The sequence below is a fragment of the Flavobacterium fontis genome, assembly GCF_900129405.1.
In the GTDB taxonomy this organism is placed as follows: Bacteria; Bacteroidota; Bacteroidia; order Flavobacteriales; family Flavobacteriaceae; genus Flavobacterium; species Flavobacterium fontis.
In genome coordinates this window covers 96267-113893 of sequence record NZ_FQVQ01000011.1, presented here as the reverse complement: position 1 = coordinate 113893, position 17627 = coordinate 96267, and the positions used below count along the sequence as shown (strand labels likewise).

The 17627-nt window shown below is 34.5% G+C and carries 16 protein-coding genes; 15 read left to right on the top strand and 1 reads right to left on the bottom strand.

All coding sequences use genetic code 11. The features are described from left to right. Positions 1 to 889: 889 nt before the first annotated feature. A complete protein-coding gene (locus BUC17_RS09955) occupies positions 890 to 1771 on the bottom strand; it encodes a hypothetical protein (RefSeq protein ID WP_073363883.1) in 882 nt (293 codons plus the stop codon). A gap of 341 nt (positions 1772 to 2112) precedes the next feature. On the opposite strand from BUC17_RS09955, the gene BUC17_RS14105 reads away from it, so the two are divergent. From BUC17_RS14105 to BUC17_RS09885, 15 genes are all read left to right on the top strand, one after another. Continuing rightward, on the top strand, positions 2113 to 2283 hold the full coding sequence (locus BUC17_RS14105) for a hypothetical protein (RefSeq protein WP_159433945.1): 171 nt from the start codon (positions 2113 to 2115) through the stop codon (positions 2281 to 2283). Between the two features lie 36 nt (positions 2284 to 2319). Continuing rightward, positions 2320 to 3969, top strand: a complete 1650-nt coding sequence (locus tag BUC17_RS09950) for a tetratricopeptide repeat-containing sensor histidine kinase (RefSeq protein WP_073363881.1) — start codon at positions 2320 to 2322, stop codon at positions 3967 to 3969. 3 nt (positions 3970 to 3972) lie between these two features. Beyond that, positions 3973 to 4638 carry a helix-turn-helix domain-containing protein gene (locus BUC17_RS09945; protein ID WP_073363879.1) on the top strand — a complete coding sequence of 222 codons (666 nt, stop codon included), beginning with the start codon at positions 3973 to 3975 and terminating at the stop codon, positions 4636 to 4638. Between the two features lie 291 nt (positions 4639 to 4929). Continuing rightward, a complete protein-coding gene (locus tag BUC17_RS09940; protein WP_073363877.1) occupies positions 4930 to 5415 on the top strand; it encodes a hypothetical protein in 486 nt (161 codons plus the stop codon). A 116-nt stretch (positions 5416 to 5531) separates the two neighbouring features. Beyond that, complete coding sequence (locus tag BUC17_RS09935) at positions 5532 to 6617, top strand: DUF4407 domain-containing protein (protein WP_234977702.1); 1086 nt, start codon at positions 5532 to 5534, stop codon at positions 6615 to 6617. Then, a complete protein-coding gene (locus tag BUC17_RS09930) occupies positions 6617 to 8161 on the top strand; it encodes a DUF4407 domain-containing protein (protein WP_073363875.1) in 1545 nt (514 codons plus the stop codon). The genes BUC17_RS09935 and BUC17_RS09930 overlap by 1 nt, the downstream gene beginning before the upstream one ends. Beyond that, entirely contained in the window at positions 8162 to 9901 is a 1740-nt protein-coding gene (locus tag BUC17_RS09925; protein WP_073363872.1) for a hypothetical protein, read from the top strand. A gap of 1 nt (position 9902) precedes the next feature. Further along, on the top strand, positions 9903 to 10412 hold the full coding sequence (locus BUC17_RS09920; RefSeq protein ID WP_073363870.1) for a hypothetical protein: 510 nt from the start codon (positions 9903 to 9905) through the stop codon (positions 10410 to 10412). Continuing rightward, a complete protein-coding gene (locus BUC17_RS09915; RefSeq protein ID WP_143161774.1) occupies positions 10413 to 11354 on the top strand; it encodes a ligand-gated ion channel in 942 nt (313 codons plus the stop codon). It begins immediately after the preceding gene. Between the two features lie 83 nt (positions 11355 to 11437). Next, positions 11438 to 11710: a hypothetical protein gene (locus BUC17_RS14100; RefSeq protein WP_073363865.1), complete on the top strand. Its 273-nt coding sequence runs from the start codon at positions 11438 to 11440 to the stop codon at positions 11708 to 11710. A gap of 115 nt (positions 11711 to 11825) precedes the next feature. Next, positions 11826 to 12872 (top strand): type I restriction endonuclease, encoded by a 1047-nt coding sequence (locus BUC17_RS09905; protein ID WP_073363863.1) that lies wholly within the window; start codon positions 11826 to 11828, stop codon positions 12870 to 12872. Between the two features lie 229 nt (positions 12873 to 13101). Continuing rightward, positions 13102 to 14469: a type II CRISPR RNA-guided endonuclease Cas9 gene (gene cas9, locus BUC17_RS09900; protein WP_073363860.1), complete on the top strand. Its 1368-nt coding sequence runs from the start codon at positions 13102 to 13104 to the stop codon at positions 14467 to 14469. Positions 14470 to 14604: 135 nt separating this feature from the next. Further along, positions 14605 to 16470 carry a type II CRISPR RNA-guided endonuclease Cas9 gene (gene cas9, locus BUC17_RS09895; protein ID WP_073363858.1) on the top strand — a complete coding sequence of 622 codons (1866 nt, stop codon included), beginning with the start codon at positions 14605 to 14607 and terminating at the stop codon, positions 16468 to 16470. A gap of 45 nt (positions 16471 to 16515) precedes the next feature. Then, positions 16516 to 16758: a ribbon-helix-helix domain-containing protein gene (locus BUC17_RS09890; RefSeq protein WP_073363855.1), complete on the top strand. Its 243-nt coding sequence runs from the start codon at positions 16516 to 16518 to the stop codon at positions 16756 to 16758. After that, a complete protein-coding gene (locus BUC17_RS09885) occupies positions 16751 to 17047 on the top strand; it encodes a type II toxin-antitoxin system RelE/ParE family toxin (RefSeq protein ID WP_073363853.1) in 297 nt (98 codons plus the stop codon). The genes BUC17_RS09890 and BUC17_RS09885 overlap by 8 nt, the downstream gene beginning before the upstream one ends. The last annotated feature ends 580 nt before the right edge of the window (positions 17048 to 17627 follow it).

The following is a 17627-nucleotide window of genomic DNA, read 5'->3' as shown; positions in this document are numbered from 1 at the left end:
TGCTCAAAAGTACTTTTGAGCAAAAATCTATTACTATTTTTAACAATGAAATTAATGTTTAAAAACGGTCAACTCTAATTAGGGAAGTACAGTGTACAGTGAGCAGGTTTCAGTTGGTGGTGTTCAGTATACAGTATTCAGTGTACAGTGAGCAGGGTTCAGTAGGAGCTCAGAAGCTCTTGTTTCACAAATTCTTTTCTCTTTCTTCTTTCTTCTTTCTTCTTGCCTCTATTTTAACCGCAAAGGGGCAGAGGTTGCGCGAAGCTCGCTGTTCGTAGTTTTCAGTCGCAGTCTCAGTCTCAGTCGCAGTGTTCAGTGGGCAGTGTTCAGTATACAGTGTTCAGTGTACAGTGAGCAGTGTTCAGTGGGTAGTGTGAGCTCAGCAGCTTAGCGTCTTAGGAGCTTAGAAGCTTTGTTAATCATTTTTATTTTATTGTTACAGTGCTATTTTGGTATAGTTGCGCATAGTGCTTTATGGGTTAGGGATTGGGGGGTAAATTTTCGATGGTTTTTGACTATTTTTTATGCTTTTCGACTATGGGTTTTGGAATAGTTTTTCATGGACTCCTCATGGACTATCTATGGCGTATCTATGGCGCATCTATGGAGCATCGCAGGGGGAGCTGTTTTTTTGGGGTTATTTGCCTCCTTGTTTTGGTATTTGGTATACATGGAATGGCGTTGCCCCAGGGCTTATGCGCATGTATTTTTTTTGCTGCTTTGAAAGGGAAAGGAATGGTTATAAAAGTGTGGTGTTTTTTTGGCTGCAAAACGGGGCGAAGAGTGGATTGGTTTGGATTATGTAAATACTATAAAAGGAATGAAATTACGATTAGAAGGTTATTTTAATACAATTAATTTAATCGAAACCTGTTGGGAACCTTTTTATCTATTCCAAATCTTTATTTTCAGTATTTCTGTTTTTTTGATTCACCAAATATTTTTGAACCACATACCCTGTTATGACCTGCAATTGTTTTTCTCTGTACACAGGATGATTGCCATCTTGGGTAAAGAATTCTGGGGTATTGTTGACCTTGCAGTAAAAATACAAGGGTTTGCCATTTTTAAAGAAAACGGTACTATCTTTTAGATCCACTTTACGCTGTTGGAATTCTTCCTTATCATATCCGATGACCAGGGCTTCTCCTAGGGCCATCTTTTTCTGGCAATCTACCAAAACATATCGATTTTCCTGCCATTGCATACATTCGGGTTGGTTTAAGGAACTAGTAATTCCCCATACCAATAACCCAATCAACCCTGCAATCCCAATTCCATTTTTCCAAGTTACTTTACTTGCTCGGGGGAGGGGATTCACTTTTTGTTCTAAGCGTGTTGTTTTCTCCTTTTCTGGTCGTAACTCATCCTTTATTGGAGGAGTGAGGAGTTCATTTATTTTTTCACTCGTTTGATTCTCATCGGTATGGCGGTATTTTGCGTAGGGGCGTAGCGGAAATTGGGCTATCACCGCTGCCAGTTCAACTACTATAGTACTGGGTTTGGCTGTTTTTCCTTTGATAAAATTCTCTACACTGCGAAATTCTTCCGCACTGCATCGTCGAACCGTATTTCCTTTGACCTCTTGGTTTAGTTTTAACCCGTGTTGAATAGCGCGTAGGTCATTATCATGACTCCCTTTTTCAACCAATTGTGCAAGGTATTCGCGTAAGTCACTTCGATTGGTGGTTTTTGGATCCCATCCATTTTCTATGGCTTTCAAGGCGAGGTATTCTAGTATCGCTTGGGCATAGGTGTCTATCGTTTTCATGACTATTAACTCTTGGATTTTATTCCCTAAAGATAATAAAAACAGGAAATTCTAGGAAAGACCGGAAATATCGGAAAGGTCTTGTAATCACTGCTCTTTTAGGGTTTTCCTTTGCCCTGTGATTGCTGCGGTTCCTAAGCGCTTTGGAACTTTTGTACAACAGTGATTACAACCCGGTGGTCGGACGGTAACCGAAGTTTTTTTCGGGAAGTAAAAAATCACGTTGCCGTTTCCCATCACCGTACTTCCCAAACTCGGATGTATCACAGACAAGGTGTGTTTTGTCACCCTTAGCTCATCGGTACATCGAAAAATCCAAGTTTCATTTAATCTAAAAAATCATGAAAAAAATAGTTTTAGCCCTCGCGGTAGTGGCTACCCTTGCCTTTGTGTCTTGTACGGCCGATGAACCTATCTCAAGCCAATCAGAAAACACAACTCAAACTCTTCAACTCCGTGACAGCACGGGTGGACAGTTGGGTGATCCTAACAATCCAAGACCTAAACCTTAACTTTGAATTGTAGGAAACGTTTTGTATTTTCGGGAAATGAAGTTGGCCACTCATTTCCCGTTTTTTTTTGCTCTTGTTTTCATAGGTCTTGTAGCCAGTTGTAACGACCGTCCCAACGATTTAAGTTCGCGCTATTATGCCTGTTTGGATGCTGCCGACTCGGCCAAGGCAAACTATGATTTTCAGAAGGCTTTTGGACATTATTATCGCTCCTTGAATTACACGAATGACACCACACCCCGATGGAAAGCTTACAGCAGTATTGAAATGGCCAAAATACAAACGCGATTGGGAGATTATGCCGGTGCCGATTCTATACTTACCCAAACTTTATCGTATTTAAAAGACACATTGTATCGTTCGAATGTGTATGCGGCTTTGGGTAATAATTTTAGTGAGCAACATGATTATGTTAATGCAAAAATATATATGGAGCGTGCCTTGGCGCTAAAAACTGATGCTAAAGATCAACTCCTCTTACGCAATAATATAGGGTATTTATACCTCCAAGCACAGGATTATCCAAGGGCATTAACTTACTATACGAAGCTTATTCAAACGCCGGGTTTGGACACCTTACCCGACTGTTATGCCAAGATTCGCGACAATCAAGCCACCGCCGCCCTATATTTGAATCATCCTAAATCCAAAGTGTGGTTGGATAGGGCCTACCGTCTTAGGGATTCTTTGGGCAATCCTCTTGAACTTACGGCCAGCACTATGCATTATGCGGCTTATTATCTGCGTCAAGGGCAACGTGATTCAGCGGCATTTTGGGCTCAAAAAGCCTACAGCTTTGCCACACAGCTCCATCATCCCGAAGATCGGTTGGAGGCGTTACGCTATTTAATTCAAGCCTTGCCCAATGAAAAGGCCAAGGAGCCTATGGAACGGTTTTTACGACTTTCGGACAGTTTGGGAGTGGTGCGTTCGAAGGCAAAAGTTTATTTTACCAGTGTGATTTATGATGCATCTCAGGTACGTAAGGAGAATGAACGGTTTCGCTCACAGTTGCAACTGCTCTTTATTGCCTTGGGTGTCCTTTTGTGTGCGGGAGGGGGCTATTTTGTATACCAACGTTTGCGAATGCGCTATCGGGTGTTGCGTGCTACTTATGAAACAGAGTTGCGTATGTCGAAAAAGCTGCACGATGAATTGGCCAACGATATGTTTCAAACCTTATCTTTTGTAGAGCAGCAAACCCCAGACTCGCCGGATAAAGATACTTTGTTGGATCGGTTGGATGCTTTGTATGCGCAAACCCGTTCGTTGTCGCGGTCCTCGGGGGTTATCGATACGGGGGAACGATTTGAAAATGAATTGAAAGAGTTGATGGCTGGATTTAGTTCGCCACAAACGCGTGTTTTGGCGCTTGATGTAGGAGCAGTTCCTTGGGGTAATTTCCGACGGGAGGCGAAGATTACGTTGTATCGTGTACTTCAGGAGTTGTTGGTCAATATGAAAAAACACAGTGGCGCCACCCGTGTTCAGGTTCGATTTATTCCCGATAAACGGGGTGTTACGGTAACCTATACCGACAATGGTAAGGGTGGGGAAGTGGCTACTATTTTAAAAAATGGATTGTCGAATGCGGAAAACCGCATTTTTACCTTAGGGGGAAGTATTAGTTTTGACTCCCAACCGAATGCGGGCTGGCAATGTCAGTTTCGTATTCCAAAATCGTAGGTTATGTTTCAAAAAGTACTTGTTGTAGAGGATATTGATAGTATTGCGCTCTCGGTAGTTCAGTTGGTTGAATCCTTGGGAGCTCATGAGGTTGTGGTAGTCAAGTATTGTGAAGATGCTTGGACGAAACTCAAAGCGGAGGCATTGCAGGGACGTCCTTTTGAATTGCTGATTACGGATTTGTCCTTTGAAAAAGACCATCGTCAGGATGCTATAACGGGCGGTGAGGCTTTGGTGGCCCAAGTGAAGGCTTTTGATCCGCAACTCGCTGTAGTGGTGTATTCGATTGAAGACAAACCATTTCGAATTCAACAGTTGTATCACGAACATGGCATTGGGGGCTATGTCTTGAAAGGCCGCCGTAGTTTGGAGCAATTGAAAACGGCTTTATTGACTGTAGCGGCGGGCGAACGGTATTATGCGCCCGAACTTCAAACGACCATGCGAGCTTCGAGTTTTGTCTCGCTAGACGGTTACGAACTCCATTTGTTGGAGCAATTGGCGGCAGGGTACAGCTTGGATGAAATGGAAGCACGATTTAAAGTTTTAGGCATTACTCCCCACAGTAAAAGCACTATTGAAAAACGTCTGTACCGGCTACGGGATTCGTTTAACGCCCGCACCTTGATGCATTTGATTTCGTTGGCCAAGGATCAAGGGGTTATTTAGTTTGCCCCTGCAGAGCTGTTTACAGATTTACCGCCCAGCTTTTTGTTGGATTTCTTCTTAATTGATTTTTTTTTTAAAATGCTATTACTGTAGTGATTTATTACGTTTTCTTCTTGCTTCTTTCTTTTTTATAACCTTGGAGTTTGATTGATTTTTTTTGGCAAATGCGGAAATCCGTAAAATGGAGTTGATATAAATTTATAAAATTACAGCAGTTTTGTTACGAGTATTAAATAACTAAATTTTAAAAAAAATTATAATTTGGTGAATTGTAATTGTATTTCAAAAAATATGACAGTAATAATTATTATTTTTCGATTTTTTAAAATTCTTTTTAGGCTAAATAAAAGGCTTGAGGAATCAGAATTACACTACTTCAATAAGCACCTTTTTGAACAAAGTTTTGTAATTATTAACTATTCTTTTAAAAATGCCTTGTATTATTCGTTTAATGGCAAGATAGAATTAACCTCTGGAATAAAAATCTTTAATATTTCAAATGTTACAAATCCAATACGGTTTAAAGTGCAAGGATTTTTTCAATCAAAAGAGTATGAAATTCAATTACAAATTTCTAATCGTTTGAATTCTGTGAAATTCAAGACAGAATTAGATAATTTTCAATTCCAATTGAATGAACGTAAAGTTGTTACTTCTAATTATCCATTAACGGGTATTAATTTAAAACAAATATTTTTTGGTTCACCAAAAGTTTTTATTGAACCAATTCATCTAGAAATTATTCAAACTGAATATAACCAAACTGATTTTTTATGATAAGAGATTATTACCAATTGCCGAAGTCAAGTCCTTTAATGCGCTAACTATGGAAATGTGCAGGTGGAGATAGATATCTTCTTGAGCGAGCTACTTATTCAGACCAAATAAAATACATGTGCCTTGGTGGAATCGTATTTGCAACAGGTGCAATGGCAGGATTGGCAGGCGGATATGCTTTTTATACCATTTTTGAAAATCGAGGTTCAGCGATAGATAACCCGGTTGACATAAATACAGTTTTCTTTGCATTAATTTTTGGTGTGATTTGGGGGTTAATGATTTTTAATATTGACAGATTTATAGTTACTAGTACTGGAAAAGGAGATGGAACTGAAGCTATAACATCTGGAGAATTGAAAAGCGCATTACCGAGAATAATGATGGGAATGATAATAGCGCTCACTATTTCCAAACCAGTTGAGATTAGGATGTTTAAGACAGAGATAGATATTAAGTTACATGAAAAGCAAATTGAACAAAAACAGATTTATATAAATAAAATTGACTCAACTTACAGGAACGAAATAAATTTAAAGAAAAACGAAATAAAAAAATTTGAAACAAGAATAATTCAATTACAAAAAATTTCTGACACTTTAAAAACAAGGATTGATTTTCAAACTGCTAATGGTGGTTGTAAAGATAAGTGTGAAGAATATAAAAGTCAACTAAAAAACAACAATATTGAAATTTCAAGACTTGAAGATAATGTAGATTACAAAAGAGTCAATAGTGAAATTCTCGTTTTAGAAAAAGAAAGAGAGAAAAGAATAAAAGAGGGAGAAAAAGTTGCAAATGGATTAGATGGTTTGTTAGAGCGAATCAAAATAGCTCATGAAGTAGCGGGTTTTTGGATCTCTCTTTTCATAACATTATTATTTATGGCAATTGAGTTAACCCCTATTTTTTTCAAATTAATGCTTACCAAAACTACTTATGATTATCTCGCTGAAAACAGAGATGAATTACTTAAAGCAGAGTATGGAATTGAAGTGCAATATGATAAATACAAAGACAAAGAGGGAGTAGAAAGACATTTAACCATAAATCACGAAGCCGAACGCATCATCTTTGAAAAGAAGATGGTCACTAATATCCAAAAAGAGTTGACCAAATATGCTGTGACTAAGTACAAAGAACGTGAGATGAAAAAAATAGATGATAATCTTGATGATTATATCAAAGGTATTAATGAGTAATGAATAAAAAACTTAGTGACATACGACTCTTCCTTTTCACTTGTTCAGGCGAAGACAACTACATCTTAAAAAGATGCAATTGGGGCATACAGAAACGGTTTGCACTTATTGGTTTTTTTGTATTGTTAATTTTTATTGGTTGTTTTTTTAGTGCTACATTATTCTGTATTTCACTATTTCAACGGGCATCTCTTCTAAGTGTATTTATCGGGATATTTTGGGGAGCTATGGTGGTGAATATGTATTTACTTCTACTTCATACCATTTCACCTGCTATTATACCGTCTGAATCAAAAAAGAAAAGAAATAAAAAAGCGGTAGTTGAGAACACTGATATACAAAACCGATTTTTAACTTTTTCTATGTTTTTACGCATTAGTTTTATGATGCTCTTGGCCATTATCATTGCACAACCCCTAAATTATGATCTATTGGGTTCAAGTGTAAAAACAGAGATTGATCAACATAAAATTGAAGAAAGCATTAAACTTTATATAGTAACCAATAAACATTTAATTGAATCTGAATTAGAAAATCAAAAGGTTTTAAATCAAAAGATTACTAATAAGCTCAATGCTGATGATATTTCCTTGATTTCTGTTAATTTACAATTAATTAAGAATAAAATTAATCGTGATTCAGTATTTGTAATAGATGCCACTAAAAAACTAAATCAGTTAAAGAAAATAGACAATCGCTTGATTTTGTCAAGTTCGGAGAAACTAAAAAAAAATTTCATCATTAATGATTTAGAAAGGCAATTAAATGGTGAGATAGCTACTGATATTAGTTTTGTAGCTACATTAAATTCTATTTCAATATCTGGATATTTTAATAATGATTTCAAAAACTTCAAATCTAAAATGATATCATTAATGTATGAGAAAATAAGTAATTATAATAAATTAAACGAACTACTCAATAAAAGTAATTTCTATGTGAAAACCATACAAATTTTATTAGTTGAAAATCCATTGTCATGGTTTATTACTAGTATAGTTTGTTTAGTTTTTTTATTACCTATCTACTTTAAATACAAAGCTCGGGATATTTCAACGAAAATATTCCAATTAGAAAATCATAAACCGGAGATTATTAAATTAAGAAATGAACTCATCAACACGACAGATTTCAATTGGCTGGAAAATAAAATTATATCAATCAATATAAATCAAATTAAAACCTCTGACTATTACTTCATGAGGATGCTGATTGAACACAAAACAATTCTTATTGAATATAACCAAACAAAAGATAAATTCTCCAAAATACTCACTGACAATGTTAAACAATATAATAAGTCAGTTAGGGATAAATTAGATCCACTATTGAACAAATTAAAAAGTATAAACCTAAAGCGCTATCTTGTATATCAGGAATTGGTTAATACAGAATTAAAAGATGAAATCATTGTCAAATATGAACATTGGCTTGATATGCCTTTTAGAACTATAAGAGAAAAAAAACTACCCATAATCAATACAGAGGTTGGTCTACTAGATTTTGTATACAATAATCATAAAGAAGGAACAGAAGAAATCTAGATGAATGAAAAAATTGTAAATATAATCAATGAGGAACCTTTCGTTGGAGAGGATGGTTTTGACTATATAAAAGTTACGAAAGAGATTTTAACGCCTCGTAAAACGTATTTAAAAGGAACATTATCAGGTAAGTATAGAGGTAATAAAATTCCTGATGATAGTGATAAATCCAGTTTATTTGATTTTGAAATCTATGAAGCAGAAGTTAATTGTAATTCAGTTGAAGATTTTAGTAAAAATAAACCATTTTCTTTCCCTCATGATTTTAAAAATATTACCAATGCTAAGAAAATAAAAGTTAGTGTTTTCCCTAAGGAAAAATTACCTCAAATTTTACCTGTTATTATCTCAGCCAATAACAAAACATTTGGTATAAATGTTTTAGAACCTCAACTGTATGAGTTTACTATTAATCGTAAAGAGCATCAAATAGACGGAAATGAAGTATTTGGAACCTTTAATGCATATATTACGGGTTATGTTTTTGATTATGAAAGAGATGAAGTTGAAGAAATAAATAAGGTTGTACTTATAGATGTAATAGATGTTGATGACAATGAAGATGATGAAGAAGATGGTAGAATTAAAAAACCATGCAAATCTAATGGTATAAAAACTGGTGAATTTGAAGAAAAGGAGTGTTATAAACGCTATGAATATTTTTGCAAGCATCATCCAGACACTGTTTGGGGGCCATGGGAAAAAATACCATGTGGTACATCAACAGAAAAAGGATGCTTGTCTATTTTTGGTTATTTGTTTTCTATAGTATTAATAGTGTTTTTTATTTATTATGCTTTTCCTGTAATAGGTATTATAATTCTAATTTACTGTATAACTTATTTAATTAACCGATTTTCTAGTGTCTTTAGGTGGATGTTTGGGATATTAGGAATAATATTCTGGTTGTTTTTTATTGTTTCAATTTTTAAAACATGTTCTTTGGTTCATATTCCAAATATTATTCCAAAGCCAAAGATAGAAGATAGTCGTGAAAATGTAGTATATGAACCTATCGACAACGATTCGACAACTATAAGTATTGGTAATGACTCATTGGTAAAAAGGTTTAGAAAATGGCAAGATTATGAAGGTAATATTTATCAAGGATATTATACTTTGAAATTATTTGAAATTAAGCAATCATCAAGGTTTAAAAATAGTATTAACTTGACTTCCTCAACTCCAAGAAATTATGATCAAATGGTGTATATGTTAAAAGGGAATGATGAGTCTAAATTGGATGGTTTGTATCGAATGTTTGATAGTATTAGAAAAAAGAACAAATTAAATGACATTAAATTTTCAGAAATGATTGTAAGTTGTATTCAAGATATACCTTATACTTTGATTCTTGAAAATGAATGTAATGCGCAATTATACAACGATAAGTTTATTAGAGATTATCTCATGCAAGGTAATAAATGTTCAGGATATCAAAAGTTTGGAATTAATTCACCCTTAGAATTTGTTTATACTCTAGAAGGAGATTGTGACACAAGAGCATTATTATTATTTACTATTTTAAGTCATTACAAGTATGATGTTGCTCTAATGAGTAGTGAATTTTATGGTCATTCTATGATAGCTATAAATTTGCCATTTTCAGGTATAAATTATAGCAATCAAAATAAAAAATATGTAATGTGGGAGACCACAGCGCCTGATATCCCAGCGGGTAGGATTGGGAAAAGCTACATGAATTTAAATTATTGGAGAATTTCACTTAAATCAAATTAATATGGATAAACAGAGTATCTTTTTCTCAATCTTGGCAGTAATTATTGCTACGATTATTTTATTTGTAGGTCTTTCCTATTATACAAGATCTAGAAAAATGCAAATAGTAGATGAAATGCAATTAAATAAAAGTTATTTGATTTGGTTGTTAGGAATAATTTTACCTTTTTTTGTTTATTGTGGTGCATCGGTTCAAGCCAGTGAAACAACAATTGAGACAATCATACATGCTAAAGAAATAAATGATACTTTCTTCCAAATTTTATATCGTTTAGTTATCTACTTTGGTTTAGCAATAGTTTTAGCAGTATCAAGTAATTATCTAATTTTTAAATTATTTGGAATCATTATTGGAGGGAGGTCTTTGATAGTGGAGTTAGAAAATTCAAATACAAGTTTGTTTTTAGTTCTAATGCTAATTAATTTGTTTTTTTCGTTTTCTATTATTAACCCATTTAAGGACTTGTTGAATTGGTATTTACCTCAAATAGCGACAAACTTTATTTATTAAATGAAAAAATCTATTTCACTTTTATTTTTGTTTTTATCTTCATTGTTAATGAGCCAAACTAAAGATACATTAAGTGTGGGTATATATGTAGATAATATTTATGATGTTGATTATATTAAATCATCATTTGAGTCTATATTTTATGTTTGGATAAAATCCGAGGAAGAACTGATAAAAGAGGATTTAGTTTATGATGTCTCAAATTTCTTGGATGTTGACAGAATGATTGATTTCAAGCTTTTACTCCAGGAACATAATCGATTAGGTTCTAAACATCATTATTTATTAAAGATTCAAGCTAAAATTTTGACCAAAATGGATGTTTCAAAATTTCCTTTTGACAAACAATGTTTGGATTATTATATCGAATTAAATACACATTACAAAGGTGATAAGATCATTCAATTAGATACAAAGAATTCATTGATAAGACCTAATTTTATTGATAAATGGGAGGTTGGTATTCCCCAAATTTCTGTAAAGTCTAAAGAATGGAATTCTGATTTTGGTATTATAAATTCTGATAAAAAAAACGTTTTAGATGCAATAAACATTCAAGTCCCTTTGGAAAGAGATTGTTGGAATATTTATTGGAAAATGTTCATTGTTCTATTTATTTCTTTTTTTCTCACAGTCATGAGTGTCTTTTTACCTAATAAATTGAGTGAAGAAAAGCTTGCATTGATTGTAGGTTCTTTATTTACAGCAATCGGAAACAAATATATTACTGAATCTTACCTGCCAATTTCTGATTCATTTAATTTATCTGATAAAATACATTTAGTGACATTCATTTTTATTGCTCTATTTTCAGTTTATGCAATATCAGAACAACGATTTAAACTTAAAGATTCTTTGAAAATTGATTTTATTGTATTTTTAATTTCTACTCTAATCTATTTTGGAATTGTTGTATCAATTACGATTTCATATTTGAATTAAAATTTTAACTAAGAATTAAAAAATAATAAATTTAATTCATTGAATGAGCAACATATTTTACATAAATTATAAAAAAATTGAAAATGAAAAATCTAACAATTAAAGTTTTAAAATTTATTTTAGAAATATCATATGTTTTTACATTGTCAACGATTCTCAAAGAAATTATAAATTCATATGGTTTAAGTGAAAAAGTAGAATTTTCTTTAATCATCTTATTATGGATACCTTTATTGTTTGAATGGTTGAGAAAATTAAAGGTTGGAGATAATCGACCAAAATTCGAACCATATATTTATCTTCCAATAATTTTTATCTTTTTTTTGATAGCAACATATATTGTAACTATCATTTAGATGTCAAAATTTGTTTAATATTCAATTGGGATATAAAAAAATATCATTTTACGTAAATCCGTAAAATTATTCTCACAGGGCTTCCTAAGTTTGGTTAACCTTAAAAACCAACACTATGGAATTACAAGTACAGTTACGCCAATTAGCCGAGAAGATTCAGCAACTCAAGGATCGAATTGAAACGGAGGAATCTACCAAGCATGCTTTTGTATTGCCTTTTATTAATGCGTTGGGCTATGATACGTTCAATCCTTTGGAGGTGGTACCCGAGTATGTAGCCGATTTGGGCATCAAAAAAGGGGAGAAGGTGGATTATGCCATTATGCAGGAAGGAGATCCCATCCTGATTATCGAATGCAAACATTGGAACGAGAAGCTTTCGGTGCATGGGTCGCAGTTGTTTCGGTATTTTCATGTTTCAAAAACCCGTTTTGCGTTGCTCACCAATGGGATTCACTATCAGTTTTTCACCGACTTGGACGAAAAAAATAAAATGGATGAACGTCCTTTTTTGGAGTTTGACATCACCCATCTGCGGGATTCATTGATCCATGAGATTGGGAAGTTTCATAAGTCCAGTTTTGATGTGAATTCAATTTTGGACAATGCCAGTTCATTGAAGTATATTAAAGAAATCCGTAAGCAAATTGAGGCCGAAGTGGAAAGTCCAAGTCCAGAGTTTGTGCGACTTTTTGCCTCTCGCATTCACACCGGTCGAATGACGGAAAAGGTAATGGAGGAGTTTAAAGAGTTGGTTCAAAAGGCCTTTGGTCAAATGATTGGTGAGCGTATAAATGAGCGATTGCAGTCGGCGTTGAACCAGGAAGTAATTTTACAGGAAAAGGACCAATTGGACGAACCCGAAGTCTCCAAAGTGGCAACCACCGATGAGGAGTTGGAAGGCTATCGAATTGTTGTAGCCATTTTACGAAGAAAGCTGCCTATTTCTAGAATAGTTCATCGCGATACCCAATCGTATTTTGGGATTTTATTGGACGACAATAACCGAAAACCAATATGTCGTTTGCATTTTAACGGGGGTAAAAAATACATCGGACTCTTTGATACCGATCGCAATGAACAACGGCATTTGATTCAATCTGTAGAGGATATTTATCAGTTTGAAGAGTTGTTGTTGGAGACGATTAAACTGTATGAATAATTCAAATAACAATTAAAGCCCGGCCATCGCCGGGTTTTTGTATAAAAAAAGTCCCACCGAAGCAGGACTAAAGATTTTCATCTACGGCATATAGCCTTATTGTGATAAGATTAAAGATTGGAAATTTTAATCTGATACAAACTTAGAAAAAAGATTTTTAATTGGTTTACGGAAATCTGTAAAAAGGCAAGAAATTTTCTTTTTATCTTTAAAATTTAATTGATTGTATATGGCACGTATATTAGGTTTAGATTTAGGAACGAATAGTATTGGGTGGGCATTAATAGATGATGTTCAAGAGAAAATAGTCGGAATGGGAAGTCGAATATTCCCAATGGGTGTTGAGAATTTAGGTGATGGAGAAGGTGAGCTGTCTAAAAATGCCTCAAGAACTGGGGCTCGTGGTATTCGACGTCAGTTTTTCAGACGCCGATTACGTAAAAAAGTACTTTTGAAAGCGCTTTCCGAACATAGCATGTGTCCGTTGAAAGCTCAAGATTTTGAAACGTGGAAGCAAACGAAAACATTTCCCGAAGCCAAATTAGCAGCATGGTTTGCACTTAATCCCTATGAACTTAGAAATCGAGCGGTTAATGAACCCATTGCTTTAGAGGAGTTAGGGCGATTGCTTTATCATATCATTCAAAGACGTGGTTTTTTAAGTAACAGTCGGAAAGGCGGCACAGATGATGGAGCTATATTTAAAGGAAATTTGAAGGAAGGAAAGATTGGTATTACTGCAACTCAAGAAAAATTGCAAGAGACCACTTTGGGTTCTTACCTTTATTCCATCTATCCTAAGGAAAATCAACCCTTTCAACAGGGGTTGGAGCGCATTCGAAACCGCTATACAACACGGAAAATGTATGTTGATGAGTTTGAGTTGATTTGGGATAAACAAGCTCAATATCATAAAGCACTTAATCAAGAATTAAAAACTCTTTTTGGTGGTAGAAAATTGGATGGCTATCAAGAGGATGGGATTTTATTTCACCAGCGTCCTTTGCGTTCCCAAAAACATTTAGTTGGGAACTGTTCATTTGAACCTACTAAAACCAAATGTCCTTTGAGTGCTATTCCTTTTGAAGAGTTCCGTGTATGGCAATGGGTCAACACAGTAGAATATAATGGAAAAAAGATCACGTTAGAGGAAAAAGAGAAATTGGCCATGTTTCTATTTACCAATGAAAAACCTGATTTTAAAAGATTGCGAAAGGTTATTGGTAAAGAAAGTGCTGAGTACAAGTTCAATTATAAAGATGATGACAAAATTGTCGGGGCTTACACCATATCCCATTTGTCCAATAAAAAGTTTTTTGGTTCAACGTGGTTCTCCTTTACCGATAAACAAAAAGAAGACATCTGGCATGTTTTATATTTTTTTGATAGTAAATCGAATTTGAAAGAATATGCCCTAAAGAACTGGGCCTTTTCTGAAGCGCAGGCAGAAGATATTGCAAAATTCAATCTCAAAGACGGCTATTCAAGTTTGAGTAGAAAGGCCATTACGAATATTCTCCCCTTTTTAAAAATGGGCTTTACGTATGATGTTGCTGTTGTAATGGGTGGAATAAGGAATGTATTTGGAGAACAATAGGGAACACTAACAGCGGAGAAACGAGATTATTTAATTGATAACGTTGAAGGAATTGTTCGATCAAAAACGAAAGGCGGTTTTATTGAAATAATCAAGAGTATTCTTCGGGATGACTATGGTATATCAGATCATCAAATGCGAAAGTTGTATCATCACTCCGCTACCATTGAAGTTTCAGAGGTGTTGGATCGATTACCAGTTAACAAAGAGGCCGACAAAGAATTACAAGCTTTACGAAACCCTATTGTTACAACGGCACTTTTTGAACTACGGAAACTCGTAAATGAATTATTGGATTTGTATGGAAGTATTGACGAGATAAAAGTTGAAATGGCAAGGGACTTAAAAGTGTCCAAAATGCAACGCAACAAGATTCGACGGGAACAAAAACGTTTGGAGAAGGAAAATGATCGGGTTAAAGCTCGCTTGATAGAAGAGGGGCAGCGAGTGACTCATGATTCTATTTTATTATATAAGTTGTGGGAGGAATGTAAACATACGTGTCCCTATACTGGTAAAACAATTTCGATACAGCAATTGTTTTCAGGAGAAGTTCAGATTGAGCATATACACCCATGGAGTCGTTCTTTGAATGATAGTTTTGCCAATAAAACACTTTGTTATGCCGATGAAAATAGACGTAAAGGCGATAAGACACCATATGAATTTTACGGTTCCGATGAAGCCAATTGGTCAGCTATTAAAGAGCGAGCCTTAAAGTTGTTTTCGGACACAAAGGAGTATCCAAACGCGTATCAAAAGTTTAAACGATTTGTGCAACAAAAGTTTGATGATGATTTTTCAACTAGACAATTGAACGATACCCGATTTATCAGTAAAGAAGCCAAGAACTATTTATTGAAAATATGTAAAAATGTCCAAGTTTCACCGGGTCAAGCGACTTCTAATCTACGTCAAAAGTGGGGCATGAATAATATATTAAATGATGCCAATGAGAAAACACGTGAAGATCATCGGCACCATGCTATTGACGCTCTTGTGATGGCTTGTACAAAAGTGTCGTATGTGCAAGAATTGTCACGATGGAATCGGTATAATCGCAATACAGAATTGAAACAATTTCCATTACCATGGGAATCATTTCGTAGAGATGCAGAAGTTGCCGTAGAGCGCATACTTGTTTCCCACAAGCGTGTAGCTAATGACATAACAGTTCGCACAAAAACAGTTGAGAAAAACGGAAAGAAATATACAAATTTAGGAGTTGCCGCTCGAGGTCAATTGCATAAGGAAACGGTTTATGGAAAACGAACTGTTCATGGTGAAGAAGCATTCCATGTTCGTAAATCCATAGATTCAATTGAGACAGAAAAGCAATTAGAAAAAGTTGTGGATGAAGCCATTAAAAATGGTATTCGTAAGCGTGTAATGGAATTAGGTGGATTTGTTAAGGGAAATCTTCCTGCGAATACATTTTTTATAGTTGACGAAAATGGAATTAAACAGCCACAATTGTTTTTACCCAATAAAAATGGAGAGCCAGTACCTATTTTGAAGGTAAGGATGCGCGAAAACATTGGAGGAGCCGAACAATTAAAGGACAATGTGAATCAATGGGTGAATCCTAGAAATAACCATCATGTATTAATCTACAAAAATGAAAAAGGGAATATGAAAGAAGACGTTGTTACCTTTTGGACTGTTGTCGAACGTAAACGTACAGGGCAACCGGTTTATCAACTACCTCCTGATGGTAAAGAAATAGTGACTACACTGCATATCAATGATATGTTTTTGTTGGGATTGGATAAAAATCAAGTTGATTGGCAAAGTCTTGATTATGATATTCTTAAAGAGCATCTCTACAGGGTTCAAAAGTTGACATCTGGAGATTATTTTTTTAGAAAACATTTGTCTTCAACAGTGACTGATAATCAATTCTATCAGATCAGAGGATTTGGAGATGGGAAAACAGGTTGGTTTACATTTAAGCCATTAAAGGTAAAAATTTCAGTATCTGGGCAAATTCAAAAGTTGTAACTCAATACGAATTGGTGTATATTTACACCACTAAATACAAAGGTTATGGCACGACAAACTATCACTTTAGCCAATCAAAACGATGAATGGTTAAAACAGCAAGTGGCTAAAGAAGAATTTACTAGTAAAAGTGAAGCGGTAAATTTTTTAATTCAACAGGCCAGAAAGCAAGAAGAATACCATGAATTTGTGCGTATGAAAATTGAATTGGGTGAAAACAGTGGTATTGCTAAAAAGCAAACCAAAGATGATATGCTCGCTGAATTTAAAAAGCGTTTGAATGTATAACTATGATTTGAGCGAGCTTGCGAAACAGGATTTGTTACGCATTTATGAGTATGGTATCAATCAGTTTGGTGTGGATCAAGCGGATAAGTATTTCGAATTGATGCATGACTGCTTCAGTAAGATTGCCAAAAATCCTTATATGTTTCCTATTGTCCCAACAATAAAATCCAATTATCATAAATGTGTTTGTGGTGTAGAAGCTATTTATTTTAAAGTTAAGACGGATGGAGTGCTCATCGTTACGATTATTGGAAGGCAAGATTTTGAAATGCAGCATTTAGTTCATTGACATAAAATTTCCAAAGTTTTTAACAGCTCAAACCACAACGGACTTTTTTACATAGCTAAGTCCGTTGTGGTTTACAAACACCCAGTGTTTATTTTTTAGCGGAGTGTTTGTGAATTCATTTACAAACACCAAGTGTTAATTTTTAGCGGAGTGTTTGTGAATTCATTAGATTAAAGATTGGAAACAACGATATTGAACATCTAAACAATGCTAAAACAATTATAGTTGTGGTTTACAAACACCCAGTGTTAATTTTTTAGCGGAGTGTTTGTGAATATATTTGATTAACCCCGAAGCTTCGGGAGTAAACAACGATATTCGTAAAAAAGTGAAATACATTTTCATGTCTGTTGTGGTTTACAAACACCCAGTGTTAATTTTTTAGCGGAGTGTTTGTGAATTCATTTGATTAAAGATTGGAAACAACGATATTTTTTTCCGTTAAATAAGGAATTATGAGGACGTTGTGGTTTACAAACACCCAGTGTTAATTTTTATCGGAGTGTTTGTGAATTCATTAGATTAAAGATTGGAAACAACGATATTGGCGATGTAAAAGAATTGCTTGGGGAAAAGGTTG

Coding starts and splice junctions, on each gene's coding strand:
- BUC17_RS09940 (WP_073363877.1), top strand. CDS start 4,930: ATGACAGTAATAATTATTATTTTTCGATTTTTTAAAATTCTTTTTAGG.
- BUC17_RS09905 (WP_073363863.1), top strand. CDS start 11,826: ATGGAATTACAAGTACAGTTACGCCAATTAGCCGAGAAGATTCAGCAA.
- BUC17_RS09890 (WP_073363855.1), top strand. CDS start 16,516: ATGGCACGACAAACTATCACTTTAGCCAATCAAAACGATGAATGGTTA.
- BUC17_RS09915 (WP_143161774.1), top strand. CDS start 10,413: ATGAAAAAATCTATTTCACTTTTATTTTTGTTTTTATCTTCATTGTTA.
- BUC17_RS09955 (WP_073363883.1), bottom strand. CDS start 1,771: ATGAAAACGATAGACACCTATGCCCAAGCGATACTAGAATACCTCGCC.
- BUC17_RS14105 (WP_159433945.1), top strand. CDS start 2,113: ATGAAAAAAATAGTTTTAGCCCTCGCGGTAGTGGCTACCCTTGCCTTT.
- cas9 (WP_073363858.1), top strand. CDS start 14,605: ATGCGAAAGTTGTATCATCACTCCGCTACCATTGAAGTTTCAGAGGTG.
- cas9 (WP_073363860.1), top strand. CDS start 13,102: ATGGCACGTATATTAGGTTTAGATTTAGGAACGAATAGTATTGGGTGG.
- BUC17_RS09935 (WP_234977702.1), top strand. CDS start 5,532: ATGTGCCTTGGTGGAATCGTATTTGCAACAGGTGCAATGGCAGGATTG.
- BUC17_RS09885 (WP_073363853.1), top strand. CDS start 16,751: ATGTATAACTATGATTTGAGCGAGCTTGCGAAACAGGATTTGTTACGC.
- BUC17_RS14100 (WP_073363865.1), top strand. CDS start 11,438: ATGAAAAATCTAACAATTAAAGTTTTAAAATTTATTTTAGAAATATCA.
- BUC17_RS09920 (WP_073363870.1), top strand. CDS start 9,903: ATGGATAAACAGAGTATCTTTTTCTCAATCTTGGCAGTAATTATTGCT.
- BUC17_RS09950 (WP_073363881.1), top strand. CDS start 2,320: ATGAAGTTGGCCACTCATTTCCCGTTTTTTTTTGCTCTTGTTTTCATA.
- BUC17_RS09945 (WP_073363879.1), top strand. CDS start 3,973: ATGTTTCAAAAAGTACTTGTTGTAGAGGATATTGATAGTATTGCGCTC.
- BUC17_RS09925 (WP_073363872.1), top strand. CDS start 8,162: ATGAATGAAAAAATTGTAAATATAATCAATGAGGAACCTTTCGTTGGA.
- BUC17_RS09930 (WP_073363875.1), top strand. CDS start 6,617: ATGAATAAAAAACTTAGTGACATACGACTCTTCCTTTTCACTTGTTCA.